General features: G+C 43.7%; 30 protein-coding genes and 4 pseudogenes. 29 read left to right on the top strand and 5 right to left on the bottom strand.

The genetic code is table 11. The features are described 5' to 3' along the window. Positions 1-36 precede the first annotated feature (36 nt). The 4 genes from PXH59_RS03685 (at position 37) to PXH59_RS03700 (ending at position 2,744) form a co-directional block, all read left to right on the top strand. Positions 37-726 (top strand): Rha family transcriptional regulator, encoded by a 690-nt coding sequence (locus PXH59_RS03685; RefSeq protein WP_285810407.1) that lies wholly within the window; start codon positions 37-39, stop codon positions 724-726. Positions 727-728: 2 nt separating this feature from the next. Further along, positions 729-1,190 (top strand): lysis protein, encoded by a 462-nt coding sequence (locus PXH59_RS03690; RefSeq protein ID WP_285810408.1) that lies wholly within the window; start codon positions 729-731, stop codon positions 1,188-1,190. 116 nt (positions 1,191-1,306) lie between these two features. Then, the gene (locus PXH59_RS03695) at positions 1,307-1,825 is read left to right on the top strand and encodes a KwaA family protein (protein ID WP_285810409.1); all 519 of its coding nucleotides are present in this window, start codon (positions 1,307-1,309) and stop codon (positions 1,823-1,825) included. Positions 1,826-1,844: 19 nt separating this feature from the next. Further along, positions 1,845-2,744 (top strand): Kiwa anti-phage protein KwaB-like domain-containing protein, encoded by a 900-nt coding sequence (locus PXH59_RS03700; protein ID WP_285810410.1) that lies wholly within the window; start codon positions 1,845-1,847, stop codon positions 2,742-2,744. 51 nt (positions 2,745-2,795) lie between these two features. On the opposite strand, the gene PXH59_RS03705 is transcribed toward PXH59_RS03700, so the two are convergent. Then, positions 2,796-2,936 (bottom strand): hypothetical protein, encoded by a 141-nt coding sequence (locus PXH59_RS03705; protein ID WP_285810411.1) that lies wholly within the window; start codon positions 2,934-2,936, stop codon positions 2,796-2,798. 236 nt (positions 2,937-3,172) lie between these two features. Here PXH59_RS03705 and PXH59_RS03710 point away from each other — a divergent pair. The 11 genes and pseudogenes from PXH59_RS03710 to PXH59_RS03760 form a co-directional block, all read left to right on the top strand. Further along, positions 3,173-3,340 (top strand): annotated as a pseudogene (locus PXH59_RS03710) (terminase); the annotation flags it as partial. A gap of 196 nt (positions 3,341-3,536) precedes the next feature. Further along, the gene (locus PXH59_RS03715; protein ID WP_285810412.1) at positions 3,537-4,058 is read left to right on the top strand and encodes a hypothetical protein; all 522 of its coding nucleotides are present in this window, start codon (positions 3,537-3,539) and stop codon (positions 4,056-4,058) included. 37 nt (positions 4,059-4,095) lie between these two features. Continuing rightward, the gene (locus PXH59_RS03720) at positions 4,096-4,995 is read left to right on the top strand and encodes a phage minor head protein (protein WP_434223340.1); all 900 of its coding nucleotides are present in this window, start codon (positions 4,096-4,098) and stop codon (positions 4,993-4,995) included. Positions 4,996-5,015: 20 nt separating this feature from the next. Further along, a pseudogene (locus PXH59_RS03725) lies at positions 5,016-5,618 on the top strand (DUF2213 domain-containing protein); the annotation flags it as partial. A 5-nt stretch (positions 5,619-5,623) separates the two neighbouring features. Further along, positions 5,624-5,893 (top strand): annotated as a pseudogene (locus tag PXH59_RS03730) (hypothetical protein); the annotation flags it as partial. A 1-nt stretch (position 5,894) separates the two neighbouring features. Continuing rightward, a complete protein-coding gene (locus PXH59_RS03735) occupies positions 5,895-6,266 on the top strand; it encodes a hypothetical protein (RefSeq protein ID WP_047767308.1) in 372 nt (123 codons plus the stop codon). Beyond that, a complete protein-coding gene (locus PXH59_RS03740) occupies positions 6,263-6,637 on the top strand; it encodes a phage tail termination protein (protein ID WP_285810414.1) in 375 nt (124 codons plus the stop codon). Before PXH59_RS03735 ends, PXH59_RS03740 begins: the two co-directional genes overlap by 4 nt. Positions 6,638-6,687: 50 nt before the next feature. Beyond that, positions 6,688-7,440, top strand: a complete 753-nt coding sequence (locus PXH59_RS03745; RefSeq protein ID WP_285810415.1) for an Ig-like domain-containing protein — start codon at positions 6,688-6,690, stop codon at positions 7,438-7,440. 52 nt (positions 7,441-7,492) lie between these two features. Next, positions 7,493-8,182, top strand: a complete 690-nt coding sequence (locus PXH59_RS03750) for a DUF6246 family protein (protein WP_285810416.1) — start codon at positions 7,493-7,495, stop codon at positions 8,180-8,182. Between the two features lie 98 nt (positions 8,183-8,280). Then, positions 8,281-8,592, top strand: coding sequence for a type II toxin-antitoxin system RelE/ParE family toxin (locus PXH59_RS03755; RefSeq protein WP_047767317.1), 312 nt, complete (start codon positions 8,281-8,283; stop codon positions 8,590-8,592). A 2-nt stretch (positions 8,593-8,594) separates the two neighbouring features. Then, complete coding sequence (locus PXH59_RS03760) at positions 8,595-8,885, top strand: helix-turn-helix domain-containing protein (RefSeq protein WP_285810417.1); 291 nt, start codon at positions 8,595-8,597, stop codon at positions 8,883-8,885. A 41-nt stretch (positions 8,886-8,926) separates the two neighbouring features. Here PXH59_RS03760 and PXH59_RS03765 read toward each other — a convergent pair whose 3' ends face one another. Beyond that, on the bottom strand, positions 8,927-9,364 hold the full coding sequence (locus tag PXH59_RS03765) for an Arc family DNA-binding protein (protein WP_285810418.1): 438 nt from the start codon (positions 9,362-9,364) through the stop codon (positions 8,927-8,929). A gap of 128 nt (positions 9,365-9,492) precedes the next feature. Between PXH59_RS03765 and PXH59_RS03770 the strand changes: the two genes are divergently transcribed. The 4 genes from PXH59_RS03770 to PXH59_RS03785 all read left to right on the top strand — a co-directional run bounded on the left by PXH59_RS03770 (position 9,493) and on the right by PXH59_RS03785 (position 11,942). Further along, on the top strand, positions 9,493-9,663 hold the full coding sequence (locus PXH59_RS03770) for an Arc family DNA binding domain-containing protein (protein ID WP_285810419.1): 171 nt from the start codon (positions 9,493-9,495) through the stop codon (positions 9,661-9,663). A 95-nt stretch (positions 9,664-9,758) separates the two neighbouring features. Then, positions 9,759-10,304: a KilA-N domain-containing protein gene (locus PXH59_RS03775; protein ID WP_285810420.1), complete on the top strand. Its 546-nt coding sequence runs from the start codon at positions 9,759-9,761 to the stop codon at positions 10,302-10,304. Next, positions 10,261-10,527 carry a phage antirepressor KilAC domain-containing protein gene (locus PXH59_RS03780; protein ID WP_285810421.1) on the top strand — a complete coding sequence of 89 codons (267 nt, stop codon included), beginning with the start codon at positions 10,261-10,263 and terminating at the stop codon, positions 10,525-10,527. Before PXH59_RS03775 ends, PXH59_RS03780 begins: the two co-directional genes overlap by 44 nt. 662 nt (positions 10,528-11,189) lie before the next feature. Further along, a complete protein-coding gene (locus tag PXH59_RS03785) occupies positions 11,190-11,942 on the top strand; it encodes a KilA-N domain-containing protein (protein ID WP_285810422.1) in 753 nt (250 codons plus the stop codon). A 111-nt stretch (positions 11,943-12,053) separates the two neighbouring features. On the opposite strand, the gene PXH59_RS03790 is transcribed toward PXH59_RS03785, so the two are convergent. Then, entirely contained in the window at positions 12,054-12,608 is a 555-nt protein-coding gene (locus tag PXH59_RS03790; protein WP_285810423.1) for a hypothetical protein, read from the bottom strand. A gap of 148 nt (positions 12,609-12,756) precedes the next feature. Here PXH59_RS03790 and PXH59_RS03795 point away from each other — a divergent pair, with 148 nt between their 5' ends. Both PXH59_RS03795 and PXH59_RS03800 read left to right on the top strand, forming a co-directional pair. After that, entirely contained in the window at positions 12,757-13,119 is a 363-nt protein-coding gene (locus PXH59_RS03795; RefSeq protein WP_285810424.1) for a hypothetical protein, read from the top strand. Between the two features lie 39 nt (positions 13,120-13,158). Further along, positions 13,159-13,698: a hypothetical protein gene (locus tag PXH59_RS03800; protein ID WP_047767327.1), complete on the top strand. Its 540-nt coding sequence runs from the start codon at positions 13,159-13,161 to the stop codon at positions 13,696-13,698. Between the two features lie 38 nt (positions 13,699-13,736). Here PXH59_RS03800 and PXH59_RS03805 read toward each other — a convergent pair whose 3' ends face one another. Both PXH59_RS03805 and PXH59_RS03810 read right to left on the bottom strand, forming a co-directional pair. Further along, complete coding sequence (locus PXH59_RS03805) at positions 13,737-14,111, bottom strand: helix-turn-helix domain-containing protein (protein ID WP_285810425.1); 375 nt, start codon at positions 14,109-14,111, stop codon at positions 13,737-13,739. Between the two features lie 2 nt (positions 14,112-14,113). Continuing rightward, positions 14,114-14,416, bottom strand: coding sequence for a type II toxin-antitoxin system HigB family toxin (locus PXH59_RS03810; RefSeq protein ID WP_047767331.1), 303 nt, complete (start codon positions 14,414-14,416; stop codon positions 14,114-14,116). An 89-nt stretch (positions 14,417-14,505) separates the two neighbouring features. Between PXH59_RS03810 and PXH59_RS03815 the strand changes: the two genes are divergently transcribed. The 8 genes and pseudogenes from PXH59_RS03815 to PXH59_RS03850 all read left to right on the top strand — a co-directional run bounded on the left by PXH59_RS03815 (position 14,506) and on the right by PXH59_RS03850 (position 24,877). Next, positions 14,506-17,784, top strand: coding sequence for a tape measure protein (locus PXH59_RS03815; RefSeq protein WP_285810426.1), 3,279 nt, complete (start codon positions 14,506-14,508; stop codon positions 17,782-17,784). A 35-nt stretch (positions 17,785-17,819) separates the two neighbouring features. Then, on the top strand, positions 17,820-18,260 hold the full coding sequence (locus tag PXH59_RS03820) for a GvpU-like protein (protein WP_285810427.1): 441 nt from the start codon (positions 17,820-17,822) through the stop codon (positions 18,258-18,260). Between the two features lie 54 nt (positions 18,261-18,314). Then, positions 18,315-18,650, top strand: coding sequence for a phage tail protein (locus PXH59_RS03825; RefSeq protein WP_285810428.1), 336 nt, complete (start codon positions 18,315-18,317; stop codon positions 18,648-18,650). Further along, the gene (locus PXH59_RS03830) at positions 18,647-19,351 is read left to right on the top strand and encodes a phage minor tail protein L (RefSeq protein WP_285810429.1); all 705 of its coding nucleotides are present in this window, start codon (positions 18,647-18,649) and stop codon (positions 19,349-19,351) included. The genes PXH59_RS03825 and PXH59_RS03830 overlap by 4 nt, the downstream gene beginning before the upstream one ends. A 4-nt stretch (positions 19,352-19,355) precedes the next feature. Beyond that, positions 19,356-20,068 (top strand): annotated as a pseudogene (locus PXH59_RS03835) (C40 family peptidase). Beyond that, positions 20,011-20,583, top strand: a complete 573-nt coding sequence (locus PXH59_RS03840; protein ID WP_285810430.1) for a tail assembly protein — start codon at positions 20,011-20,013, stop codon at positions 20,581-20,583. Before PXH59_RS03835 ends, PXH59_RS03840 begins: the two are co-directional and overlap by 58 nt. Next, positions 20,583-23,846 (top strand): TipJ family phage tail tip protein, encoded by a 3,264-nt coding sequence (locus tag PXH59_RS03845; RefSeq protein WP_285810431.1) that lies wholly within the window; start codon positions 20,583-20,585, stop codon positions 23,844-23,846. The genes PXH59_RS03840 and PXH59_RS03845 overlap by 1 nt, the downstream gene beginning before the upstream one ends. Continuing rightward, the gene (locus PXH59_RS03850; protein WP_285810432.1) at positions 23,843-24,877 is read left to right on the top strand and encodes a DUF6453 family protein; all 1,035 of its coding nucleotides are present in this window, start codon (positions 23,843-23,845) and stop codon (positions 24,875-24,877) included. Before PXH59_RS03845 ends, PXH59_RS03850 begins: the two co-directional genes overlap by 4 nt. Positions 24,878-24,892: the final 15 nt, after the last annotated feature.

Genomic DNA, 24,892 nt, shown 5'->3' on the forward strand with positions numbered 1-24,892 from the left:
CGTCAGCAGGCTCTTATTTCTATAGGAATACGCAAGATGAGACTTTTAGTTAAAAAATCCAATGGTCAGACTGTAGTCACAACAGATGTTATTGCCAATGAGTTTGGTAGAGATCATAAGAACGTCTTGCAGAACGTAAGAGAATTAATAGAAAGCAGTCATTTAGGAGGGCTTGATTTCAAGCCCTCCTCATATATTAGCAAACAAAACAAAGAATTACCTTGTTATGAATTAACTGAACGGGGATTCCTGATTGCCATGCCGTTTATTGGCGGTGAGAAAGCCCGTGATGGACAAGTACGCTTGGTTGACAGTTTCATTAAGTTTCGTGAAAAGGCAACAAAAGAATCTCAAATTCAACTGGAGCGGGAAAGAGCCAGAGTTGAATACCGACCGATGACTGATGCTATTAAAAATAGCCGGGAACAGGACGGGAAAGAAACGGAGCATTTTCATTACAGCAATGAAGCCGACCTGATTAATGATGTCGTCCTCGGAATGAAGTCGGCCAAGTTTAAGAAGCACAATGATATTGGCAAAAGCGAAGCAGTCAGGGATTACTTGACTGAGTGGCAGATTAAAGCCATTACCGAATTACAGCGGGCAAATACGGTTCTTATTTCAATGGGCTGGGATCGTGAACAAAGAAAACAGGCGTTAAAAGGGATTTTTGATAAAAACTATCGTACCCCTCTGATAGAAGAGCAAGCAAGGTTAAATTCATAGCGATGAAACTCAATAGTCAGTACTTCACCCTGATTGTGATGGTGATTGTCTCTGGCCTGCTCTGGTTCTACTACGGTGAGTATCAGGACAAGGCCAAAGAATACCGTAGCTTAAAGCTACAGTATGACGAGCAGGTCGCCATCAACACCAACCAGCAAGAGCGCATCCAACAACTCGCAGAACTAGATACCCGACACACTCAGGAACTCGCCAATGCCAAGACTGAAATCGACACTCTTCGGGCTGATGTTGCCGCTGGTCGTCGCAAGCTGCGCATCAAGGCCACCTGTCCCGTGTCTGAAACCACTTCCTCCGGCAGCGTGGGCGATGCAGGAACCGTCGAACTCACTGGAGAAACTGGATCAACTGTTCTCGATATCCGAGCAGGCATCATCAACGACCGGGCAAAACTGAGATATTTGCAGGATTACATAAAAACTGAATGTCAACAACCGATCGAATAATTGATATTTTATTGTTTGAGCAGGCATCATTTATTTAATATAAATTAACTATTCTGTTTTGAGTTAAATCAATGTACACTGTGTTTTTATACAGTCACAAAAAAAGGGAGGTGAAAATGTTTTTAAGCAAACTTGCTCGCTTTGCATTAACTGCAACCTCTGTGGCTCCTGTATGCATCACATTGGCTTATTTAGCTTTTATTCAGAAAAAATACATCATGCTCAGTATGTATATACTTGTAGGTGTCGTAAGTGTTTGTCTCTGCATTTTTATATTAAAGTATTCTGTCCTCAATTCTGGGCGCACAAAAAAGAATATAAAAACAGCCACTCCTGCCAACAAGGAAGTAACTAGTTATTTTTTAACATATTTATTTCCATTACTCAGCACGTCAGGGACATTTTTTGATTGGAAGATTGCTATATTCTTTTACATTAGTTTACTTGTTTATGTTTCTTTTTCTGAGGGTTATAGTTTTAATCCATTATTATCATTCTTCGGATATAAATTCTATGAGGCGGAAGATGATACAGGTGTTAGCTTTGTGTTAATTACTAAAAGAGATTTATTTTCAGTGAATAATGACAGATTAGATGTTATAAAATTAACAGCTCATACATATATTGCTGTTTAATTCACAAAGGAAATGATTTATGGAATTATTTGCTATAACCGATACTGGTAAAATTGTGAAGATTCTCACTGATGCACAAACACAAATATCTGTAACTTCCTTGTTTAAAAGGCAAAAAGATTATTTTGAAAATAATTACACAACATCTGTAGAATTTAGTGGTGGTTATATCACCAGTCCTGCGGAATATTTTTGCATTGATAATTTTGATGATGTTATAGGTGTTCTTGATGCAATACAAACTCCTGACTCTATTCAGGAGTGGAGTCCGCAGGATATATCTATTTTTAACATAAAGGCATTATTTTCCGGCGAGATAGTTTCATCTGGCGCAGTGGGTAATATAAAAGCGTACCTCCAATGTTTTGATAAAAGACAAATAATAGATAATAAAAAAACAATATTTCATAGTATTCTTCAAGATGACAATACTTTTAAATTATCTGACTCTGACGGGTTGGTTATCGATAACAAGCTAACGGCAATACTTGAGAATGATAAATTAAAATTCAAAAGCTTTCATATGCTGAGGAGAATATTTGATGTTGATGGATATTTTAAAGAAGCAACCGATGATGACTTGAGAGAATTTGCCAATCATGAGCACTTCCATATTTCAAGCGATTTTGACCTTACAAACATTGCTGATACTGTGATAAGAAAGAAAGTATCATTAATAAATAAATCAAGAGTTTTAGAGGATTACACTGTAGATGATTTATTATCCATAGCGAAAGTAAATGACGTAACTCTTGATTTGGAGATATATGAAGATGGTGGTGAAAAGAAAATTACAATGCCACAAGAAAAAAAACACATTAAGAGGCTGTTGAGTTTTTTGGATGAGGACTATTTCACCTCACAAATCACCCGGACATTATATCAGACAAACTCTAAGAAAAAAGTGAAGATAATTTAGTGTAATTGCTATCATTACAATGAATGATAACCATTAAATCACTCTAACGATTTAGTTATCACCCAACCCCAAGCCATCACCTCCCGTGGTGGTTTTTTTTATTTCTGTGTCCATTCCCTGAGTGGCTACAGGAATAACCCATGCTGCCACCCCGTTCCTACCGCGTACCCAACGCACACGGGCTGGTGGCATTTTTATTTTCACCGCGCACCGCAGCGCCAATCTAAACATCGAGCCTTTATTTAGGAGTGAGCCTTTGAGGAATCAGCTAAAACTGATGCTACTCGATGGGCTGATCTCCTATTGCGGCAAAGGTTCATTACCTAAGTAAGGATAAGCATCGTGAGTACAGCATTAATCTTCAAAGAAAAAGAAGTGATCCCTTTTGATAATGGCGATGGGAAAATTTGGTTTACGGGTAAACAAGTTGCTCAGTCATATCCCATCTGGAAAGCTATCGCAAAGAGTGGGACGACAAGCGCGGCTGTTGGAAAGATAAGCCACTGCATGACTTCACATCGCACGGCGCTGACAGTTTCCGCTATTTTGCTGTTGCCAAGAACAACCGCAAGACAGTTGGAGCATTTTTCTTTTAAGGAGAGTCTTTCGTGAGTGAAAGCAAAACAATTCTTGTTAATAGTCTAGCTGACACTATCGCCAAACGGATGATTTAAAGAAACTGATTTAAACAATATCACCACTGCGGCGGTTCAGGCAGGCTATCCAGATCTGGGGGCAGCACTGGAAGATAAAATCCATAAGCTAAACAGGGGGACGGACTCAGCCGCTGTTATGCAAGCAGGTAAGCTGAATGTGTTATCAGTCACGCCGGGTGACCCAACTCCAACATGGGAAGTCACTACGCGTGAGTTTTGCGCCTCTGTTCAAGTGCCGTTCACGATCCTGTTTGGTACTCAGACAGGGAAATTGGCTGGTGATAAAGATGATGCTACATGGAAGGTACGCCTGAACGGTCGCCGCTGGGGATTTCTGACGCAGTATGTCACTCAGCTAATAAAGAGACTGTGGGAGATTGGCATTATCGAACCGCCAACATCGGGTGAGGTCACCATTGCATGGTCTGACATGCTCGCAGCCAGTGAGCAAGAGAAGATCGACAACATGATTAAGATGGCTGAGGCAGCATTGAAAACTCAGCAGGCATTCGGCACACCAATATTTACACCGAATGAAATACGTACCGTGGGTGAGCTGGAACCATTGGAAGATGAACCCGAACCACAGGGCATAACAGGAGATCCGCTAACCGATGACCCAGACCAGAATCGGAACCCCGATAATACCGAGGAATAAACACGACCCTACTCAATCATACCGTTCGGTTAATAAAATGTTCCGTGATATCGAGCAGCGGTATTACAGCATCAAGAAGGCTCTCAGGCAATTATTTGACAGTACTCTAATCGGACATCAACAAGATGGAAAGCCGGATTGGTTATTAGCTAAAAACGGGGTAGGACGGCCGGATTGCTTATTTCGTGTTAATAAAGAGGCTTTCATCTATGACATGTCAGCTACTGCTTTAGCGTTATTGCTGGAAAAAATCCAGGCAATTCTTGATGAGCATTTGCTGGATGGCGGGAAAACTCAGTTATGGGCGTTTGATTATGTGTCTGATGAATATAAACGCGGAACCCTAAACGCCCACACGAATCTGGCTATACAGTCAGAGATCTACGCACAGCAAACTACGCTATCAGCCTTGTTATCAATGCCAGCCTACCAAAATCAGATTGCTACGGCATTTGTAGCAACCTATAGCGACTGGACAGGGATCTCTGATGCAGCAAGGGCGGACTTATCGCATGTAATCGCTGAGGCTATCGCTCGTGGGGTTAACCCCAGAGAGACAGCGGCTATTGTCAGCAAACGCCTTGATGTGTCAATGAGTATGGCTCAAAACATCGCCCAGACGGAGCAGGTTGGCGCATTGCGAAATGCTAACTGGAATGAAATGGAGTGGGCTAAAGAACGGTTAGGGCTGAATACTAAACTGCTTTGGTTATCAGCCCTGAAACCCACCACCAGATCATGGCACGCTGCGAGGCACGGGAAGATCTACACTAAGCAGGAAGTTGAAGCGTTTTACTCTAAAAACGGGAATCGCTATCGCTGCTACTGCGCTCAACAACCTGTGGTGCTGGGCGATGACGATAAACTGTATAACACGGGTCTGACTGAGCGCCTGACGGAAGAGCGCAAGACGTGGGAACCTGAACCATCTAAGTAACAATTCAAAGAGGTCAAAGCATGGGGCTATCTAGCGTTCATGTTAAGTCACTGGCCCTAAATTCCTCCAATATCTCAACTGAAACTATCGATGGTGATGATCATATCGTCATTCGTGGCGTGGTGCCCGTTGTCGATGATGTTGTGATGAACGGAGGGTTATATCCTGCCAGTGAGATTAACAAGAGTTATCAGTCAATGGAGGGGAAACAGGTTCCTTACGGACACCCTAAAATTGATGATCAGTATATATCTGCTGACACACCAAGAGCAGTCAATCAATTCCATATCGGCGCATGGGCTGAGAACGTCCGTAAGGATGGCGACAAAGTTGTTATGGATGTAAAAGTTAATCGTCGGTTCGCGGGTTCAACCAACAAGGGGGCGGAATTTTTATCCCGTATTGATGACATTATCGCGGGGAATAGCGCTGAATCAATCCATGTTTCAACCGGTCTGTTGTTGCAGAGAGAGCAGAACAAAGGAAAATCAAAGGGCAAAGCGTATACGTGGGTTGCCCGCAATATGCAGTTTGACCATATCGCAGTATTGCCAGCCAGTGAGCCGGGTGCAGCCACACCAGAAGAAGGCGTGGGAATGTTTGTCAATGCCGAAGGTGAAAAGATAGTCCTCTTGGTTATAAAGAGCCGCAAATCATCATGTGTGATTATCAAGGTGGGCTGTCTAGCAAAATATCAGGTATTGGTACTGAGATTGTCGCTAAAAACACATTCTGGACTGAGTTTGCTGATGCATCTACAGGTGATTACATATTGATTGGCGAATCATCAAATCCGAACCCTATAGAGGAAGGAGCCGACGAAATCAAACACATCGCTCGTTATGCGGATACATTCGAACGTTTGGCAGATGATTATGCGCTAGTGACAGGAGTCTGATATGGGCGTCAAAGTCACAGGTATTCGTGAGGCCAAATCCCGGCTCAGTGTCTTAATCGGCGATATCCGGGGACGGAAAGTGGTTCGGGCTATGTATAAGGCTCTGTATATCGGCAGTGCTCAGGCCGCGCTTTATACCCCTATCGATACTTCCACACTGATTAATTCTCAGTTCCGCGATGTTCGTTTTGACGGGGTGCGACTGACAGGGAGGGTGGGCTATTCTGCGAATTATGCAGTTTACGTTCATGATCCGAAAATTAAGCAAAACTTCCGTAGAGCAACAGCGAAGAAGGCGTTCCTGAAACTGGGATTTGATGAGATGAGGCAACAGATCGACAAGGCCGTAACGGAGGAATTGAAATCACTATGAGTGTATTTGAACAATTCCGCCATTATCTGGCTAATGCCGGACTGACTGATGGATTCACAATCCAGATGCTCACTTGGATTGAGCAAAAAGGCGATGGCGGCCAGATGCAATACATGGTCTTCCAGCCTGCGGGCGGAACTGGTCGGCTGGATGATTTAGGGGCTGATGACAATGTACAGGTAATTTTGGTCAGTGGACAAAATAACCCACAGCCAGTCATTCAACGGGCACAAGAAATTCTCGATTACGTCGCCTCTCACCCCGATGATGATTGCTTAACATCTGTTTTTAATCTTGGCGGCTTGACAACCCCTATCCCCACCCAAGAGAACCGGTACGTCATCCGGTTACTATTCCGTTGTACATCATAACAGGTCGCATAAAGCGGCCTTTTTAATATCTATTAATCGAGGTTATTCACATGGCAGATTGCCCGGTAGAAACCAATAAATTGATTGGTCGTAACGCTATTATTCGCATTGCGCAGGGTTGCCCTGATGCAGTGCCAGATCAATCTGCATTTTTTCGGATAGGTGCATTGACCACCAAATCATTTGACCTGTCACCCAACACACTGACATCTGAGGCTGATGATTCAAAAGGGCTGGTGGAAAGCGTCGTAACCAGTATGGACTTAACCATTAGTTTTGATGGTGAGTACCGCAAGCGGGACAAGAACGATGACTTTGGGCCATTGCGTTTATTGAAGGAAATCCCGAAGGAGGTTCAAGCGGGCCGCCAGCCGGCGTATTGGGTACAAATGGATTTCACCGGCGAAGATACACTGGTACTACAGGCGTACATGGTGTTTACATCATGGTCATCTCAGTTTGGCTCTAGCGAGTTTGCTACATACTCTGGCGAACTGAAAGTCAGTGACGCTGATACGGTTGAATGGTTAATTGAAGAGGTTGCGGTGCAATCAGTTTCTGTTAACCCTCAGTCATTGACAGTAGCAGTAGGGAAAACTGGCTCATTCGTAGTTAATTTCAATCCTACTGATGCTACTGACAAAACCTATACCTCAGTATCAGACAAGCCCGGCATTGCGACAGTGAGCCAGATAGGTAACGTGGTAACAGTAAAAGGCATTACGGAAGGAACCGCCAATATCACAGTGAAAACACGGGACGGCAATAAATCCGCAAAATGTGCAGTGACCGTCACGGCATAACATTACAAAGGGTGCTTACGAGTGCCCTTGATAATGTTCAGGAGGAGGAGTTATGACGCCCATTATTGATATTGGTGAGATGATTATCTCTACTAATAAACGAGATTTTTTTCTACGGCCATCCTTTGCAGCAATGACACGTATCGGTACACCTCACCAGATTGTGGCGACTTACACTTTTCTCAATGGGGCAGAAACTCAGGAGTTAATTAACCGAGCGCTGGCGGTTTACGGCACACTTCCCGATTGGCTGATTAAACTGATGCGCAAACCTGCATTTGGCCGCAATGTCCTGTCAACTGCCATGATAGTGATACAGGCGTGCTGTAACGATGACGTGGAAGAGCTAATCGGTGAATGGCGTCCGGGGCGAAAAGGAGTTGTGTATCGTCCGGGTAGTTTGCCAATTAATGACATCATTGTCATTGCTTGCGAACTGATAACGCATGGTGTTATCGGTCGGGTCAAAATCCGCAAACTCCAGCGACATGAAGGAGCGGAAGCGTTTTCTGACCAGTTTAAGGCCATTGAATATATCAACGCAGCACGCACCCATTTCAATATGCCCCGCGAAGAAGCCGAGCAGTTAACGATGACCGAATTTCAGATGATGTTGAAAGCCAAGTTCCCTGATGAGAAAGGCTTCACTCGTGAGGAATATGACGCCGTTATTGATGCCGATGATCAGCGTACTAATGACCTGATGAGCGGTAAGCGAAGACTGGTGAGTATGAAGAAATAGACACCAATCTTTCAAATTTTGCTCGCATATACGCCATTGACTTATGTTATAAATAAGCCTATTATTGTATCAATCATACACCATTGGCGCACTTAGATATGATATTTATCGAGACATCTATCTTTACCGAAGATTGCAAAGAGCTGTTAGGCGATGATGAATATCGTGAATTTCAGCAATACCTTGCAGACAATCCCACGGCGGGTGATGTTATCCAACACACAGGTGGACTACGTAAAGTCAGGTGGGCATCCAGAGGTAAAGGCAAGCGTGGTGGTGTGCGTGTTATTTACTATTACAAAGTCGATGTCTCACATATCCGACTGTTGCTGATTTACAAAAAAGGCGTCAAAGACGACCTCAGTGAATCAGAAAAGAAAGTCCTGAGAGCATTAAATGAGAGGTGGTAACAATGGATAGCAAATTATTTGCCAGACTCACCGAAAGCATGGCACAAATGAATGAGATTATTGATGGCGAGCGTGCGCCTTCTCGTGAAACACTTGTTGAGGCGGTGAAGGTAAAAAGCATTCGTCAGGCGACTGGCTTAAGTCAGACGGGTTTTGCTAAGTTAATTTCCGTTAATGTTGGAACTCTACGTAATTGGGAACAAGGAAGGAGAGAACCGACTGGCCCAGCAAAAGCCCTGTTGAAAGCGATAGAGAAAGATCCTGTCAATGTTCTGAAAGCGTTATCTATGTAAACAGCCCCTTACGGGGCTTTTTTGTTGCAGTTTTCAGATGGTTATTTTTCATCCGGTATGACGACAAAAATGCCATCAGCATCGGATGCTTTTTCTGATATTTCATAGCCAAGATCATTTAGTTGATCGAGTGTTGGTTTGAGCACAGAATCAAACTCATCCTCATCGAGGAGATCTAGCTCCAAATCATCAAGAGAGACAGAGAATTGTGTGTGTCCAATGCGGATTTTTTTGTTTATCTCATTAAATGTTCTTTTGAGGATAACACCTGATAATTTCTCCCTTGCTTTGCTTGCAATGTGAACAGCATCTTTAGCTGAAATTAGTTCTTCTGTAGGTGGCTCGTTTAAAAAACTAACATCCAGCCTCTGCACGATTTCTGCATTCATAGAACGAGAGTTCGCCTTTGCTGTTTCCTCAATTTTTTCTTTTAATTCAATGGGAAGCCTAATTCGTAATTGCGGGTCTTCTCTGCTCATAATGAATTCCGGTTGTGGTCAAATAACTAATTTTAAAATTATGCCGCACGGTGGGGTTGACTTCAATGACGCACGGTGTGACAATTAGATTGTGACGCACGGTGTGACAATTAAATAGGAGAGTAAAAGTGCAGAAAGCAAAAGATATGTACCAACGCAAGATTCGATTCCCTGAAGATATTTGCAAGGCTATTCAGGAGAACGGAGAGAAAGAGAGTCGGCAATTCAATACTGAAGTTATTTATCAGTTAAAAAAGGCGTATGGATTGATAGAGAAGATGCAACATGAGGCTCAATAAAAGCGAAACCCCAACTGTTGGAGCAGTTGAGGCTTCTAATTTGTCAGTAACGTTCGAAGAAACCAACGTGTCAACCCATAACAGAGAGTGACAATATGAATAATGTAGCAAATAAAAATCTTCCTGTCATTGCAGGCGTAGAAATCACTACCGATTCAGAAGGTCGTTTTAATCTGAATGCGCTTCATAAGGCTAGTGGTGGTAAAGATGCCAAGCGCCCTAAGACTTGGCTCGAAACAAAACAGGCTCAGGAGCTTGTTGATGAGCTAAGGCAGAATTCCGCCTTAGGTCAAGAAGTGCTCAAAGTACAAAAAGGCGGTACTAACCCCGGCACATTCGCACATGAACTTCTCGCTGTTTCATATGCAGGGTGGATCAGCCCATCATTTCAATTGCAGGTAAACCAGACTTTCATTGATTACCGTTCTGGTAAGTTGGTTGATCAAGTTCAGATGCAGATCCCCCAATCCTTACCCGAGGCACTTCGCTTGGCCGCTGATTTAGCAGAACAGAAAGCGGAACTTGAGCACAAGGTCGAAGAAATGAAACCGGATGTAGACGCCTTCGAACGTATCGCCAAAAAAATCAACTGGCAGTATGTGCGTTACAGACGCAGCGAAACATCTACAAATCAAGCCTAAAACTCTTTTCGATACTCTTTCTTCAAACAAGTGGATTTATCGCCGTTTAGGTAAAAAGTCTTGGGTTGGCTATCAAGACAAATTACAGCAAGGGTTATTGGAGCACAAAATAACCATTATCGCTAAAGACGATGGAACCGAACGAGTTTGCGAACAAGTTCTTGTGACTGCAAAAGGAATTTCCAAACTGGCTAAATTACTGAGTGTGGATAAAGCAGCTTAAGGATTGAGCGCCACGAACAGTGATCAAATACTGATCTTTTCAACAGGATTAACCAATTTAACAGTGATTGCTAGGGTTAACAATACAAATTTACACGTATTTCGTGTGTAAATGGTTGAAAATACGAGGTGTCTCGCAATTCGAAATATATCGTCTTTACAAAAGGTTACAATTACGTAATAAATAGTACCGCTCTAAAACAACGAAGCCCCCGACTACTGGTAATAGTCAGAGGGCTTCTAAATCGTCTAATACCATCTCAAGGAAAATAGACATGTCTATTATAGCAACTAAAAGCGTTAGTAAAACTATTAACGTTCCATTTTATGGCTCAGATCTCTATGTTGTTAATTATAATGGTGAGCCGTATGTACCGATGATGAACTCAACTGTTATTGACATTATAAACATTGCTTTATACACTTGTCTTAGAGGCGTCAGAACCTCAAGTAAGCGGTCAAAACCAACCCCGTCAGTGTTGGATTTTTTATGCCTAATTTTTGATGGTAGCCTTACGGCTATCACTCCCCTGACTCAAAGTCGGGAGGGCGACGAATACAACACCCGAAAGGGGAATGAGTCCGCGGCGCTTACTGCCGTTCTGAACCTCCCGGCACCATTTTATGGTTGTTCACTTTTCAGAAAAAAGTAAGGAGTCATTTATGGCTAATCAAATTATCATCTCTGATATCACTATTCACCAAGACGCCAAAGGGCGTTATTCCATTAATGACCTTCATCAGGCTTCTGGCGGAGAGCGTAAACATGAACCTGCGGCTTGGCTTAGACTTGATCAAACCAATGAATTAATTCAGGAAATTTTAAATACACAGATCTGCGTATTTAATCCTGTCGAATCCCGTAAAGGTCGCTATGGCGGCACTTATGTTTGTAAAGAGCTTGTTTATTCCTATGCAATGTGGATTAGCGCCACATTCGCCCTAAAAGTCATTAGGGCATATGATAACTTGGTTAATGGTCGTATTAATGCAGTAGAAAGTAAAACCACAGTCCAACAACGCAACCCGTTAAAGAACGCCGTTAATCTGCTGGTAAGCAAAAAAGGTATTTTATATCCAGAAGCATATTCACTGGTTCACCAGCGCTTCAATGTTGAGCATATAGATGAGTTAACTACTGAGCAGTTACCACAGGCTATTGAGTATATTCATAAGCTGGCACTTGAAGGCGAGTACATCCCGAAAGCAGAGCCTAGCGGATTAGTTGATAATGTTAATGCTGCATATAGGGAACTGGGTACGTTGATAGATGTTTGGGACAGACTTGACCCGCATTTATCTGTCCTAACTCCTGATATAGCCAAGGTGTTTAATACTGCACTTTCTAATATAGACGGCTCTTTATTTTCTCTCAAGACTGCAATTGAGCGGAACTCTAAGGTGTTGTTGAACTAACACCAAGCCAAGGACGACCTTAATCAAATAACCATCACATAAATGCCACTTAACCGTGGCATTTTGCGTTATTTTTCTTTATGTAAAAAGGCGGAATAACCGCCTTTATTATCAAACAGAGGATTTTATTGATGGATAGTACTGATTTAAAAAACAATCAAGGTGATCAAAAACCCAAACGATGCCCTCAATCTCTGAGGCCTGAAATGTTACGCAAAATTTCTCGTAGGTTTTCCCATATATCTCAAGAGGCGTCCACTCCCAGACAAGTACAGACTGAGCATATTCGATGGCCTGCTGAGGGTTTTCCATTCCCTGTGAGATCATTGAATCACGGAGATATTGAATAAATAACTCATCCATTATCTTGATATCTGACCTGTATTCTACTGGGGATTCCGGTCTTAACGATAAATCTACATAACCCAGTATTGAGTTGTTATCTCCAGAACCTTGAACACAACCAAAGGACATGAAAAGCTTGTCATTTGAGTTAGTGTTGATAATGAAGTTTTTTAACCATAAAGCTCCATTTAGTTCATGTATCTCTGATATTCGATGTGGTTCTTTTACTAAATCTATCCCTCCATTATTGATATCGTCATCCCTCACTTCTTTTCTGTATGGGAATTTTGTGAAGTGATCATTATATTTAGAACGTTCCATGCGCCCTCCGAATTGGTTATTAGGCGCACTAAACTTAATAGATAATGATTAATTGTATAGCCTGATATTTGTACAGTAGGTGGCATTTTGCGTTGTTTTGCGCTAATTGGTTGGTATTATGAGCAAAACTTAACGATGAGAGATTGTGATGAGAAAATTATTAATAGTTGGAGTGGCCCTATCAACGTTGATGTTGTCTGGATGCTTGGCAACCCCCAATGAAGCCAGAAGCGAAACTCCACGGTTTGAAGGAAATAGTAATAAGACTGCAAAAGAGCTTGCAGGATGTATATATAACGGATGGACTAATACAAGAGTTTTGCTGGAAAGGGATAATACAACTCATACTGAATCTTTCGGTGACAAAATTACTATATTTACTGTCAATGATGTCATGTTTGCAGATGTAAAAAGCTCTGCAAATGGGTCGAATGTGAAATTCTACAAAACAACATCTGGAGGCTTTCCTGTTGAATGGAATAGAAAAGAGGTTGTAGAAAAATGTCTTTAATGATTTTAGTGTGAGAAAAATTTAATTTTGGAGATGATTATGTCGGAAGTATTAATACCGGGTGAACCAAGAGATTACTACAAAATTTTCACGAAGAATGATGATAGCGAATGCTATCAGGCCAATAGGCGTACAATAAGAGAGTTAATGTCAGAGATAAATAAAGCCACTGGACAATATCAATATAATGGTGACCTTAATGCGGTAATGCTAACTCATCAAGATTATTATGACGCCTTTGATGCTTTTATTCTCAATGAACCTGACGATGCAAAGATGGCTATGCGTAATGTGTTGGCAGAAGAAATGAAAGCCAAAGAATGCGAGTTGAATGTTAATGATGTCTCTATGCTGAAAGGGATAGGCGTTATATTAGCACTCATTGGCATTTGTATTTGTTTTTATGCTATTACCATGAGTGTAACCATTAGTCGTTATGATGAGGTGATTAATGCTGGATTGATTGCAGATAGACAACTCTATATGACGGGTGGAGTATCAATAACTATCATTGGCTCGTTGGCAACTCTATTTTCTTTGCTTTTAAGTAAAATGGGAAAACGTTTTATAGCAAGATAATAAGATCATCAAACTGCCAGTTTGGTAACTGAAGCCCCTTATGGGGCTTTATTTGTTTGTTTTATCAGGATATCGGCAGGTATTCCGAACATGCCATGTAAATTGCGGATCATGGGCAGCGTTAGATTACGCTTTCTGCTCAGAACCTCATAGACACGATTAGACTTACCAATGGCTGGCTCTAAATCTTTTACAGTCAGGCCAGATTGTTCCATTCTGAATTTAATAGCCTCAATCGGATCTGGCGGGTCAATGGGGTAATGTTTTTCTTCATAGGCTTCAATCAGTAATACCATAACTTCCATATAATCAAACTCAGGCGTGCCAGTTCCGGGTTGGTTATCGAATAGTGGCGCAATGGCTTTCAGTGCGTCCTGATAATCCTGTTCTGTTCTGATAGGTTTAATATTCATTTTTACTCCATATCTACGGTATTAGCATCTATGGCATCGTACTGTTTGTGAGTACCGATAAATTTAACGTATACCCATCCAGCGGGGTAAAAGATGGAGACGATTAATCGATAATCATTTCCCTTAATGTTAAATACCACTCGATTATTTTTCAGAATGCTTGCGTTGCGGTATTGAGCCTTAATGTCAGCAGGTGTTTTCCAAGAGGCTTTTTTAGCCTCATCAAACCAAGCTCTTAGTGGCTGCTCTGCATCCGGGTACTTTTCCCAGAACGCTTTCAGTGATGCAACGGATATTATTTTCATAACTTTTACTCTAGTCCCATTTCGGGACTATGGCAAGAATTTATTGTTCAAAAATGAGTCGCTTTAGCGATTTTTTCAGGGGCTAGAAAATGGTAGAACATCAAGTAGGCAACATTGTTTATCAGGTATCAATGGATGTAGCGCAATTGCTGACAGCGCAACGGCAATTAGATTCGCGCTTGGGACAGGTGGAGCAACGTTTTAACCAAACAGGACAGGCGGTTAATGGAGCAGAAAAGGCGATATTGAGTCTATCAAGAGCTGCCACTGCGGTAACAGCAGCGTTATCTGTTGAGAAAATAGCTGGCTATGCTGATGCGTGGGTTACGGTGAATAACAAGCTGGTCAACGCCACGAAAGCAAATGAATCACTGGCAGAAGTATCTGAGCGCGTATTCACTATTGCTCAAAACTCCCGTGCCAGTCTGGATTCTACCGCCGCGTTGTATGGTCGCCTTGAAAGAGCTACCCGTGCTTATGGTACATCGGCTGATGATGTCGCAAAACTAACCGAAACTGTAGCAAAAGGTCTGGTCGTTTCAGGTGCAACTGCGGCGGAATCATCGAGCGTCATGATTCAGTTCTCGCAAGCTATGGCCTCTGGCGTTCTGCGTGGTGAAGAATTTAACTCCATGTCTGAGAACGGAAGTCGCTTAATTGCAGCATTAAGCGATCACCTTGGCGTGAATATTGGTCAGCTAAGGAAGATGGCGGCGGAGGGGAAACTGACGTCCACGGTCGTAGCTCAGGCTTTTCTAGCTCAGGCTGGAACTATCGCTAAAGAATTCGATAAAACCTCAGCGACTATGAGCCAGTCAATGGAAATGGCAGCTAACAATATGACTCGGTTCTTTGGTCAATCAACCACAGTTCAAACAGCGCTTAAAGCATTTAATAGCACTCTGGTTACTGTTAGTGAAAACATGGATCTTGTTGCTGGTGCTGCGACTGCTTTAGCCGTTGTGATGGGTTCGAGGATGGTTAGTGCGATGACATTAGCGGCGAGCCAAAAGATAACAAATGCTAGGGCTGCTATAGCATTAGCGCAAGCTAATAAAGCAGAAGCGCAAAGTGTACTCTATGCCGCCGAAATGACGTTGAGAAAAGCAGCGCTGGATAAGGAAGCTGCATTATCTGCCCTGCGTGTTGCTGAGGCTGAATATGCAGCAGCGAAGGGAACTGATGCAGCTACAGCAGCACTTGCCAGATTAACCGCCGCTCGCGCCACAGCAACGACAGCAACAGTCGCATATGGAACCGCACAAAATGCAGTCACTGCCGCTCAAACAGGATTCGCAGCAGCCTCAAGAGGCGCTACTATTGCAGTGAATGGACTCAAAGCAGCTATGTCATTTTTAGGTGGCCCACTTGGTGTGGTTATGCTGGCAGCAGCAGCGCTTTATTATTTCCACCAGCGAGCAGAAGAAGCGAAGAACGAGGCCAAAGATCTATCTAATACGGTCGAGAGTCTGACCGGTAACTTAAAGGAGTTGAGTAAGGCCAAACTTGAATCGAATAAAGTCGAATTAGAAAGAAAGCTAATTGAACAGCGCGAGCAGGTAAAAAAACAGGAAACAAAAGTAAGTGGTCTTCAATGGGATGTAGATCATAATGGTGGTTTCATTTATTCGAAAAAATCCAAAGAAGATATGGATAAACTCAAGGGGGACTTAGCTATAGCTAATGGGCAACTTGAGGACATGAAAACAGTCGAAAGTAATTACGAAAAAGCCATAGATCTAACCAGTAAAGCCATCGCTGAAAACACTAAGCTAACCAATGAAAACACTGATGCTAATAAGAACAGAAATGGAGAAGTTGATCAGGCATCTGACAAAGCGGCGGATTTTATCACCAAGCTTAAGAATGAAAATGAATTACTTAAGACTCAAAAGGGACTCAAAAGAGACTTAAAAGCCGCAGAGTTCAAGGCTGACGAGATAGGGGCCAGTCCTAAGCAAAAAGGAATTATAGCGGAGGAAACTAAAGAAAACGTAAAACTCAAGGAAGCTGAAAAGCAACGGGAGGATGCCGCCAGAGAAGCAGAAAACGCAGCTAAAAAGGCAGCTGATGAAGCCAAACGGCGATCAGATGATATTACCGCAGCACTCAAACGTCAGCGTGACGAAATAGACCGCCTCAAAACAGGCTACGAGGAAGCTAGCCGAGAAATGGCTATGTACGATGCGGCTAAAGCCATGCCGGAAGGTTCTGGCGAGGAACAGATTGAAAAAGCCAGAAGAAATGCAGCAGAAAGATACGATCTGGAAAAAGCTTACGAAGCCAGAAAGTGGGCGCTTGAACAAGATTCTTTAGCGAAATCCAAAAAGGTAATGGATGAAGAGCTTGAGCATTTGAGGCACGTCAAGGTTCAGGGCTTGATTGAAATAGAAGAGTTTAATAAGCGCGAGCAAGAGATAAGAGAGCGTTATAAGAATAAGCAAACGGAAGATGAAATTAATAAGAAAGTTGATTCATCGGTGGGCTTTAATGAAGAAATGTTGGGTAAAGTAGACCCTATCCAGCAACTCCAGAATGAATACGCTCAGAAAATGGCAATGCTGGATGCTTATAATGCTCATGATATTGGCGAGCATGAACGAATCTTGCAACTCAAATCTGAACTGACCCGTAAATTCAATGATGATATGACTACCGCTCAATGGGAGCAATGGAAAGGCCAGAATGAGATGTATCAATTTCTGGGCGATGCCGTTGAAGCATTGGGCCAGCGTTCAGCCAATGCTATCACAGGGCTGCTAACTGGTACTCAGACCGCCAATGAAGCTATGAGAAATCTGGCGCTTACTATCACGAATGAGGCGGTATCTGCACTGGTTCAGATGGGTATTCAGCAAATAAAGAACATGATTATCGGTAAGGCCGTGAATACTGCGGCGGCGGCATCGGCAGTTGCCACAGGCGCGACGATTACTACGGCAATGGCTCCTGCTGCTGCGGCTACCAGCGTAGCAACAATGGGAACAGCGGCTACAGTCGGTATGATGGCAATGGCAACTGCTGTACCTGCGATGATTGCGTTGCTCGGTGCTCGTAAAAACGGTGGCCCAGTCAGTCCTAACGGCGCTTATCGAATTGGCGAGAATAACAGGCCTGAGATATTCAAGGCCAACAATGGTAATCAATATCTGGTGCCGGGTGATAGGGGTAAAGTGATCAGTAATCGAGATATGGGTAAAGGGGGTAATGGTGGCATAGTTGTTAACCAAATTAATAATTTCAATGTCAGCAATAGCGGTCAATTTACGACGGAAGATGCTAAAATGTTGTCTGGTTTTGTTAGGCGGGAAGTTTACGATATATTGGTAAATGAAATTGCCCGTGAAAGAGGCCTGCTTAATCAATAGGATAATAAATCTAATTTCGATTGCGAGAGTGTATAATGGAAGAGAAGAATAATAACCAGCAAGAATTAAAGAGTATTGATAAAGTTTTTGCTCATGAATTTAAACCCAAGGATATATATCTTACAACCGCTGCTTATATTGCAGAAAAAGGATTTGAGGTTGGTGTTACTTTATTTTTAAATGGAATTATTGTTTCAGGGATGCTTGTTAGTAATAAGCGTTACTCAACGTTAATCGCTGGAAAGGTTTTTATGGCGTCGAATCAAGAGGCAGGGCAAGCATTTTTAGATGTCATTCTTAATATTGGTGATAGGATTAACGAAAAAGATAAAGAAATTAATGAAATAGAATATTTATACTTATCCGATGTTGAAATAACAACCTCAAACGGCAATAAATTAAAAACTGATTCAGAAATGAGAGTTAAACTTGCAGAGGTTAACGGTTTTATATTTGGTAAGTTCGATGATCGTTAATTTCGACTGAATTATTAGATAACCCTCTTCGGAGGGTTTTTTAATGGAGTAAATATGACAAAACCAAAATTTAAATGGCGACCGCAAGATAACTATGAAGTCAGCCATGAACCGCGAGTTAAAGTGATTAAGTTTGGCGATGGCTACGAGCAGCGTATCAAGGACGGTATTAACAATCAGCTCAAAAAGTACCAACTCAGCTTCGTTGAGTTGGCGGAAACGGGGCGAGCCATTGATGAGTTTCTGCGAGCCAGAGGTGCCGTCGAATCATTCGCATGGCTAACCAGTGATGATCACCAGTTACGTACTTTTGTGTGCCGTTCATGGACAGTGAATCGACAGCGGTTAATGTGGTCTATTAGTTGCGTCTTTGAAGAGGTGGTTGCGTGAGGGATATTCCAAAAGAGATGCGGATTGAGGTTACCGAACTGGCTCAGAATGCCATTCTCAATCTGTATGAGATGGATTTAACAGCCTTTGGTGGCGACATCTACCGTTTTCATGATGGAATGAACGGAAAGTTACAGCCGGTTATCTGGCAGGGTATGCGCTATGAGGCGTATCCGGTTGAAGTGACAGGGTTTGAGATGAGTGGCAAGGGGCCAAGTTCTCGCCCTAAAATGGTTTTTGCCAATATTAACGGGTTCATTACGGCAATCAATCAGGATTTCAATGATGCGCTAGGTGCAGTAGTAACACGCCATCAAGTGCCTGAGATTTATCTGGATGCAGTGAACTTCCCGAACGGCAACCCACAGGCAGATCCAACACGAGAAGCGGTGAGCAAATATTTGATAGAACAGAAACAAGATTCTAATGCGGACTTTGTGACCTATGTACTTGCTCTGCCCAGTGAAACTGACGGCGCATTAATTCCGGCTCGGGTGATTCAGGCTGATATTTGTAGTTGGCAATACCGTTCTGCTGACTGCGGGTATGATGGCCCACCCGTGGCAGATGAAAAAGACCAGCCAACGACTGATGCACTCAAAGATCGGTGCTCGAAGAAATATAGTGGCTGCATTCTCCGATTCCCTCGCCCTTTATCCATGCCCTTTGGCGGCTTTCTGGGTGCCAATAAACTAGGTTAATACTATGCTTGAACAAGATATTATCGCCCACGCGAAAGCGGAAGGGGTGAGGGAATCGTGCGGCCTGATTTCAGGTGGGCGCTATTTCCCATGCCGAAATATTGCGGTAGATCCTGAGAACTACTTTGAAATTAACCCTGATGACTGGATAACGGCAGAATGTTTTGCCGATATTGAGGCGATTGTTCACAGTCACCCAAATGGGCGACCTCGATTGAGTACCGGAGATAGAGAGCAACAAATCAGAACCAATTTACCGTGGTGGTTGGCCTGTGGTGATCGGGTGCATAAATTCCGCCCTGTTCCACGGTTATTAGGTCGGGAATTTATTCACGGTGTACAGGATTGCTATTCGCTCATCCGGGATGCTTATCATCTTGCCGGTATTGAATTAATAGATGCCGAGCGTGAGGATGAGTGGTGGAACAAAGGGCAGAATCTTTATATCGATAACAGCGCTGGTCAGGGGTTTGAGCAGGTTGATGAGATTCAGCCCGGCGACACATTCTTATTTGCTTAGGTAGCCAGACACCCTGTCACGGGGCTATCTATATCGACAATCAGCAAATACTACACCATAGACCAGACCGTATCAGTAAACGTGATATCTACGACGGTTACTGGCTCAGATACACGCATTCAATATGGAGACATAGACAATGGTCAAGTTACAGCTGGGAGGCCATCTTAGAAGATTTGGCCGTCGCTACGAATTAGAAGTGCGTGATGCAGCAGAAGCGGTCAGATGCTTGTGTTACCAGTTAACCGGATTCCAGCAAGCGCTTTCTGGCGGGCATATACGCATTCGTATTGCCGGGCGGGACATGACAGAAAAGAGCATTCCCGGAGGCATGAATCACCCGCTCAATGATGGTGATACCGTTACTATTGTTCCGGTCGTTGGTGGTGCTGGTGGAAATGGGGTTGGCATGGTGATTTTGGGTGTTGTAGCTGTAGCCGCGGCGTTCTGGACAGGTGGTGCATCTATCGCAGCATGGGGGGCAATGTCTACTGGATTAGCCATTGCAGGCGTTGCATTAATCGGTGCAGGGTTGGCATCTATGTTAACTAAAATGCCTAACGGCCCAGAGATAGGTTCCAGCAAAACCAATGGTAATCAGTATTTCAATTCACTGGAAAATCGCATCGGTCAGGGATATCCGGTGCCGATTGCCTACGGTGAATTAGTGGTGGGTTCAAATGTGATTTCGCAAGGTTTGGAGACGGAATAATGGGTAAGGGCGGAGGTGGTGGCAGTACGCCAACATTGGTTGATGATAACCTAAAAAACAAACAGTTTTTGAGAATTGTTGATCTGGTCGGCGAAGGACAAATAGAAGGGCCAGTAGGCGGGCTGCATGGATTCAGGATTAATGGAACTCCTATTGTTGATAAAAATGGCAATCCTAATATTAACGGCGTTACTGTGCAATGGCGTGCTGGCACTCAATCCCAAGAGCCACTCAGTGATTATCCATTCGTTGAGAGTGAAATTCCTGTCAGTGTTGAAGTGAAAAAAGACACGCCTATTCTCAGGTCTGTATCCAACCGTGATGTAGATAGAGTCAGGTTTACACTGGGTGTTAGTCAGCTCATTCAAACAGATAGTAAAGGCAATCAAAGCAATAGTTCGGTGCAAATGGCTATTGATGTGAATGATGGTTCTGGTTGGCAGCATGTTAAGACCGTTCAGATAGGGCCAGGGAAAATCAGTGGACAGTATTTAGAATCTCATACCATTGATGCACCCAAGAAAAAGCCATTCCAAATCAGAGTGAGCCGCTTAACAGATGACAGCAAGAACGACCAGCTCCGCAACGGTACAGTCTGGGCCAGTTATACCGAAATTACCGATACTTTGATGAGTTACCCCAATAGCGCTGTGGTCGGTATGCGTATTGACCGATCACAGTTTGCCGACACACCCAAACGCACCTATCACATCAAAGGGATGATTATTCAGGTTCCTGATAACTACAATCCAGAAACCCGTGAGTATAAAGGCGTCTGGACAGGACGATTTAAACCCGCCTACAGTAATAATCCGGCATGGATTTTCTACGATTTAGTGACCAATACCCGCTATGGCATTGGAAAATTAATGGGGTCATTTGGTTGTGATAAATTCGCTCTATATGCCATCGCGCAATATTGTGATAAGCCCGTTCCTGATGGATTTGGGGGGACTGAACCCCGCTTTACTTGCAATGCCTACATAGCCACTCAACGCAAAGCGCGGGATGTACTGGATGATTTGGCGTCCGTATTCCGTGGTATGCAGGTATGGGACGGTTTGAAACTGACTGCGTTTCAGGATAGGCCATCTGATCCAGTATGGACATTTACTAATGCCAACGTGATTGAGGGGAAATTTAACTACAGTTCTGCCGCAAAGAAAGCCAGACACACCATGATTGAGGTCACATGGACTAACCCCGATAATGGCTGGAAAGACGAGCGGGAAATTATTCAGGATGATGAACTGGTAGCTCGTTTGGGGATCAATGTCAAAAAAGTGACTGCCTTTGGCTGCACCAGTCGTGGACAGGCTCACCGTGTCGGTAAATGGATCATCGAAACCGAAAAGCTCGAAACCGATTCTGTGACGTTCAGCACAGGTCGTGAGGGAATTAACTGCATACCGGGCGATATCGTTGAGATTGCCGATAACACATTTGCTGCTGCGCGTATTGGTGGACGCGTACTTTCATTTTCAGGTAAAACCGTTCGCATTGACGCCCCCGCAGAATTCTCAAAAGGGGAATCGGGTTATTTTTCCTACATGGGGAGTGAGGGTAAATTTGTTCGGGTTGATATTGAGTCCGTCAATAGTGATGTTGTCACACTGAAAGATGAGCCTAAAGGATTGCGTCAATGGGGTGTGTTCTCCATTTCCAAGCGATCACTCGTCACACGCCTATTCAGAGTCATGAGTATTGCCGAGGACAGCAAAGCGGGTAATTACAATTTTACCTGCATTCAGCATGAACCCCAAAAAGAGGCAATTGTTGATAATGGAGCCGATTTTAAGGGTAATCCAGCTACGCAAAACGTGATCCGGATTCCCAACATTGAACGCCTGAGCATTGCTTATGTTCTGGATAGTTCACAGGTACAGGCACGGGCGATGTGGGCGACTACCACTGTTAGCCGCAATATCACCTTTGATGTGACGGTTTATCGTGACAATAAAGTGGTTTCCAGCGGCAATACGAAAGAGCTTGAGTATTACTTTAATGGGTTGGGAGCAGGAAACTACATGGTGGGCGTTCGCGCCCGTGATGACAGTGGAATGTTAGGCGATGAATCTAAGGTTCAGATGGTAATTGGTGCCCCTGCCGCTCCTTCCGCCGTTAACATTGAGCCAGGATTTTTTGAGTTAAAAGTTATCCCTCATATCAGCGCACCAAAGACACTGGATACTCAGTTTGAATTCTGGTTTTCAGAAAAACAGATTATCAATATCAACGAAATTGAGGCACAGGCCGATTTTCTGGGTATTGCGAAATTTTGGATAAAGGGCCAATTAAAAGCGGGAACGCCATATTGGTTTTATGTTCGCAGTGTAAATGAGTTTGGTAAGTCGCATTTCGTTGAAGCAGTTGGAGAACCCAATGACAACGCAAAGGAAATTCTGGATGAATTAGGTAACCAGTTCTTTTCTGCCGAAGCCGGAAAACGGCTGCAATCCCAGATTGATTATCAGGCCGAGGCCGCCCTTATCAACGGTGCGGCGATTCGGCAGAACAGCTTTGAATTGATGGCAAGAGATGGGGAAAATAAGGCTGAAATCAAACGCCTTGACCGTGTCTTTGCGAACACAGAAGAGGCATGGGCGCAATCTTTCAGCGAAGTGAAAGCAGAGATAAACACTGTCGCCGGGGAAGTCAGAAACGAGATTAAAGCCAGCGTACAGGAAAACCAGAAAGCCATAGCGAAAACAGATCAGGTCGTGGCTGACAATGAACGACGCACTCAGGTTCAACTGGGTAAACAATCCGCCATTATCAGCGAGAAAGCGACGGCAGTTTTCAATATCGACGGCAACGGCTATGCCATCAAGGATATCGGGGCAGGCGTGAACTACAGGGGACAATATTATGGCGCGGGAATGGTCATTGGGGCTGAGGTAAAGAATGGCAGGGTCGAAACGCATTTCGGCGTCAGGGCGAACCAGTTTACCGTGGTGAATCCGTCCAATGGGAAAATGGAGCCGGTGTTCGTGATTAAGAATGGTCAGGTTTTTATCAAGGAAGCCTTTCTTGGTACAGCGGTCATTGACGGGGCGAAAATTAAAGATGCCTCCATCACAATGATAAAAATCGCTGACGGGATGCGCTCAGATAACTGGCCTTCCGGTGGTTGGAATTTGCCAAAAAGTGGGGCGTTTGAAATGCGAAGCTCGGCAAGCGGGGCGCGGGTAGCATTAGATCATACCGGACTAACGGTTTGGGATAGCAGCGGAACAATGCGGGTTAAGGTAGGAAAAATATGAGCTGGGGCATGATGATACATCCCGGTGACGGGGGTAAACCGTACCATCTGGATTCAGATCGGGCGCAGACATTAAGCCTGATACAAACAGTGTCGGTGGCGTTATACGACGATTACCGTAAATACGGATGGCGGCAGACACGCCATATACCTGAGGCGCGGGATTTTAACATCGTCCTGATACCGACAAAAACTGTCATGGTCGGGCAGCGGGGAATGATTTCTGCCATTATTGATCTCAGGATTGAGAATATCAGAATGGAGGGAGAATACCTGCATTTTGAATACAGTGATATTCCTATCGGACATCAAACCGTACTGGGGGCCTTAATCGACGCGTTTATGCCTTATTCCGATGATGATGACAGACACTTCTATATTCAGGTTTGCGGCTACCCTAAGAATACAGGTTCATTTGGTATCCAACTGGCGGGCATGAATGGGATATCGACGATTGCAGACCAGAATCGGTTAGGCTATTGCGTCTATCGTGGGAAATTCACGCTGGGGAAAAACGGGCAGTGGCGGGTGCCGGATACTACTCCCAACAGGACGCAGTGTCTGGTATTTGCCCGGACAGATACTGCCGGGGCAGCGATAGGCATGACGCACGATAAAGTCATTGTAAATAATGATGTTGCCTGTGAGGTGCATGTCGTCATTTTCTCCAGCGGATTTCCGTTGCAACAGCCTGAATGGGGTGTCGCAATTTACAACGTATCAGGACAAATAACCTATTCCTCCTATTATGCCCCCTTTTTTACGGGTGAAATGATATCGGTGAGAAATGGGCGTGGTACAACTAAGACCATTGCAAAACCAATGGTACAGGTTAACCAGCTGGCGAAACTGGTCAAAAATGTCGGCGGGAACTCATGGCGATTTGCAGATTCGGGTTTTGTATTCTCAGGGAATGCAATTTCTATTAGTGAGGCTGGGCGTATGGAATTTAACTATGTTCAGGTGAATAACTTTAGCTACAAACCCATCGACTACGACATCTACGCGATTAACTTCGACGATTACTTCTAACCTCCCAGGAACACA

This window comes from Xenorhabdus bakwenae, from assembly GCF_030272115.1.
Classification (GTDB): domain Bacteria; phylum Pseudomonadota; class Gammaproteobacteria; order Enterobacterales; family Enterobacteriaceae; genus Xenorhabdus; species Xenorhabdus bakwenae.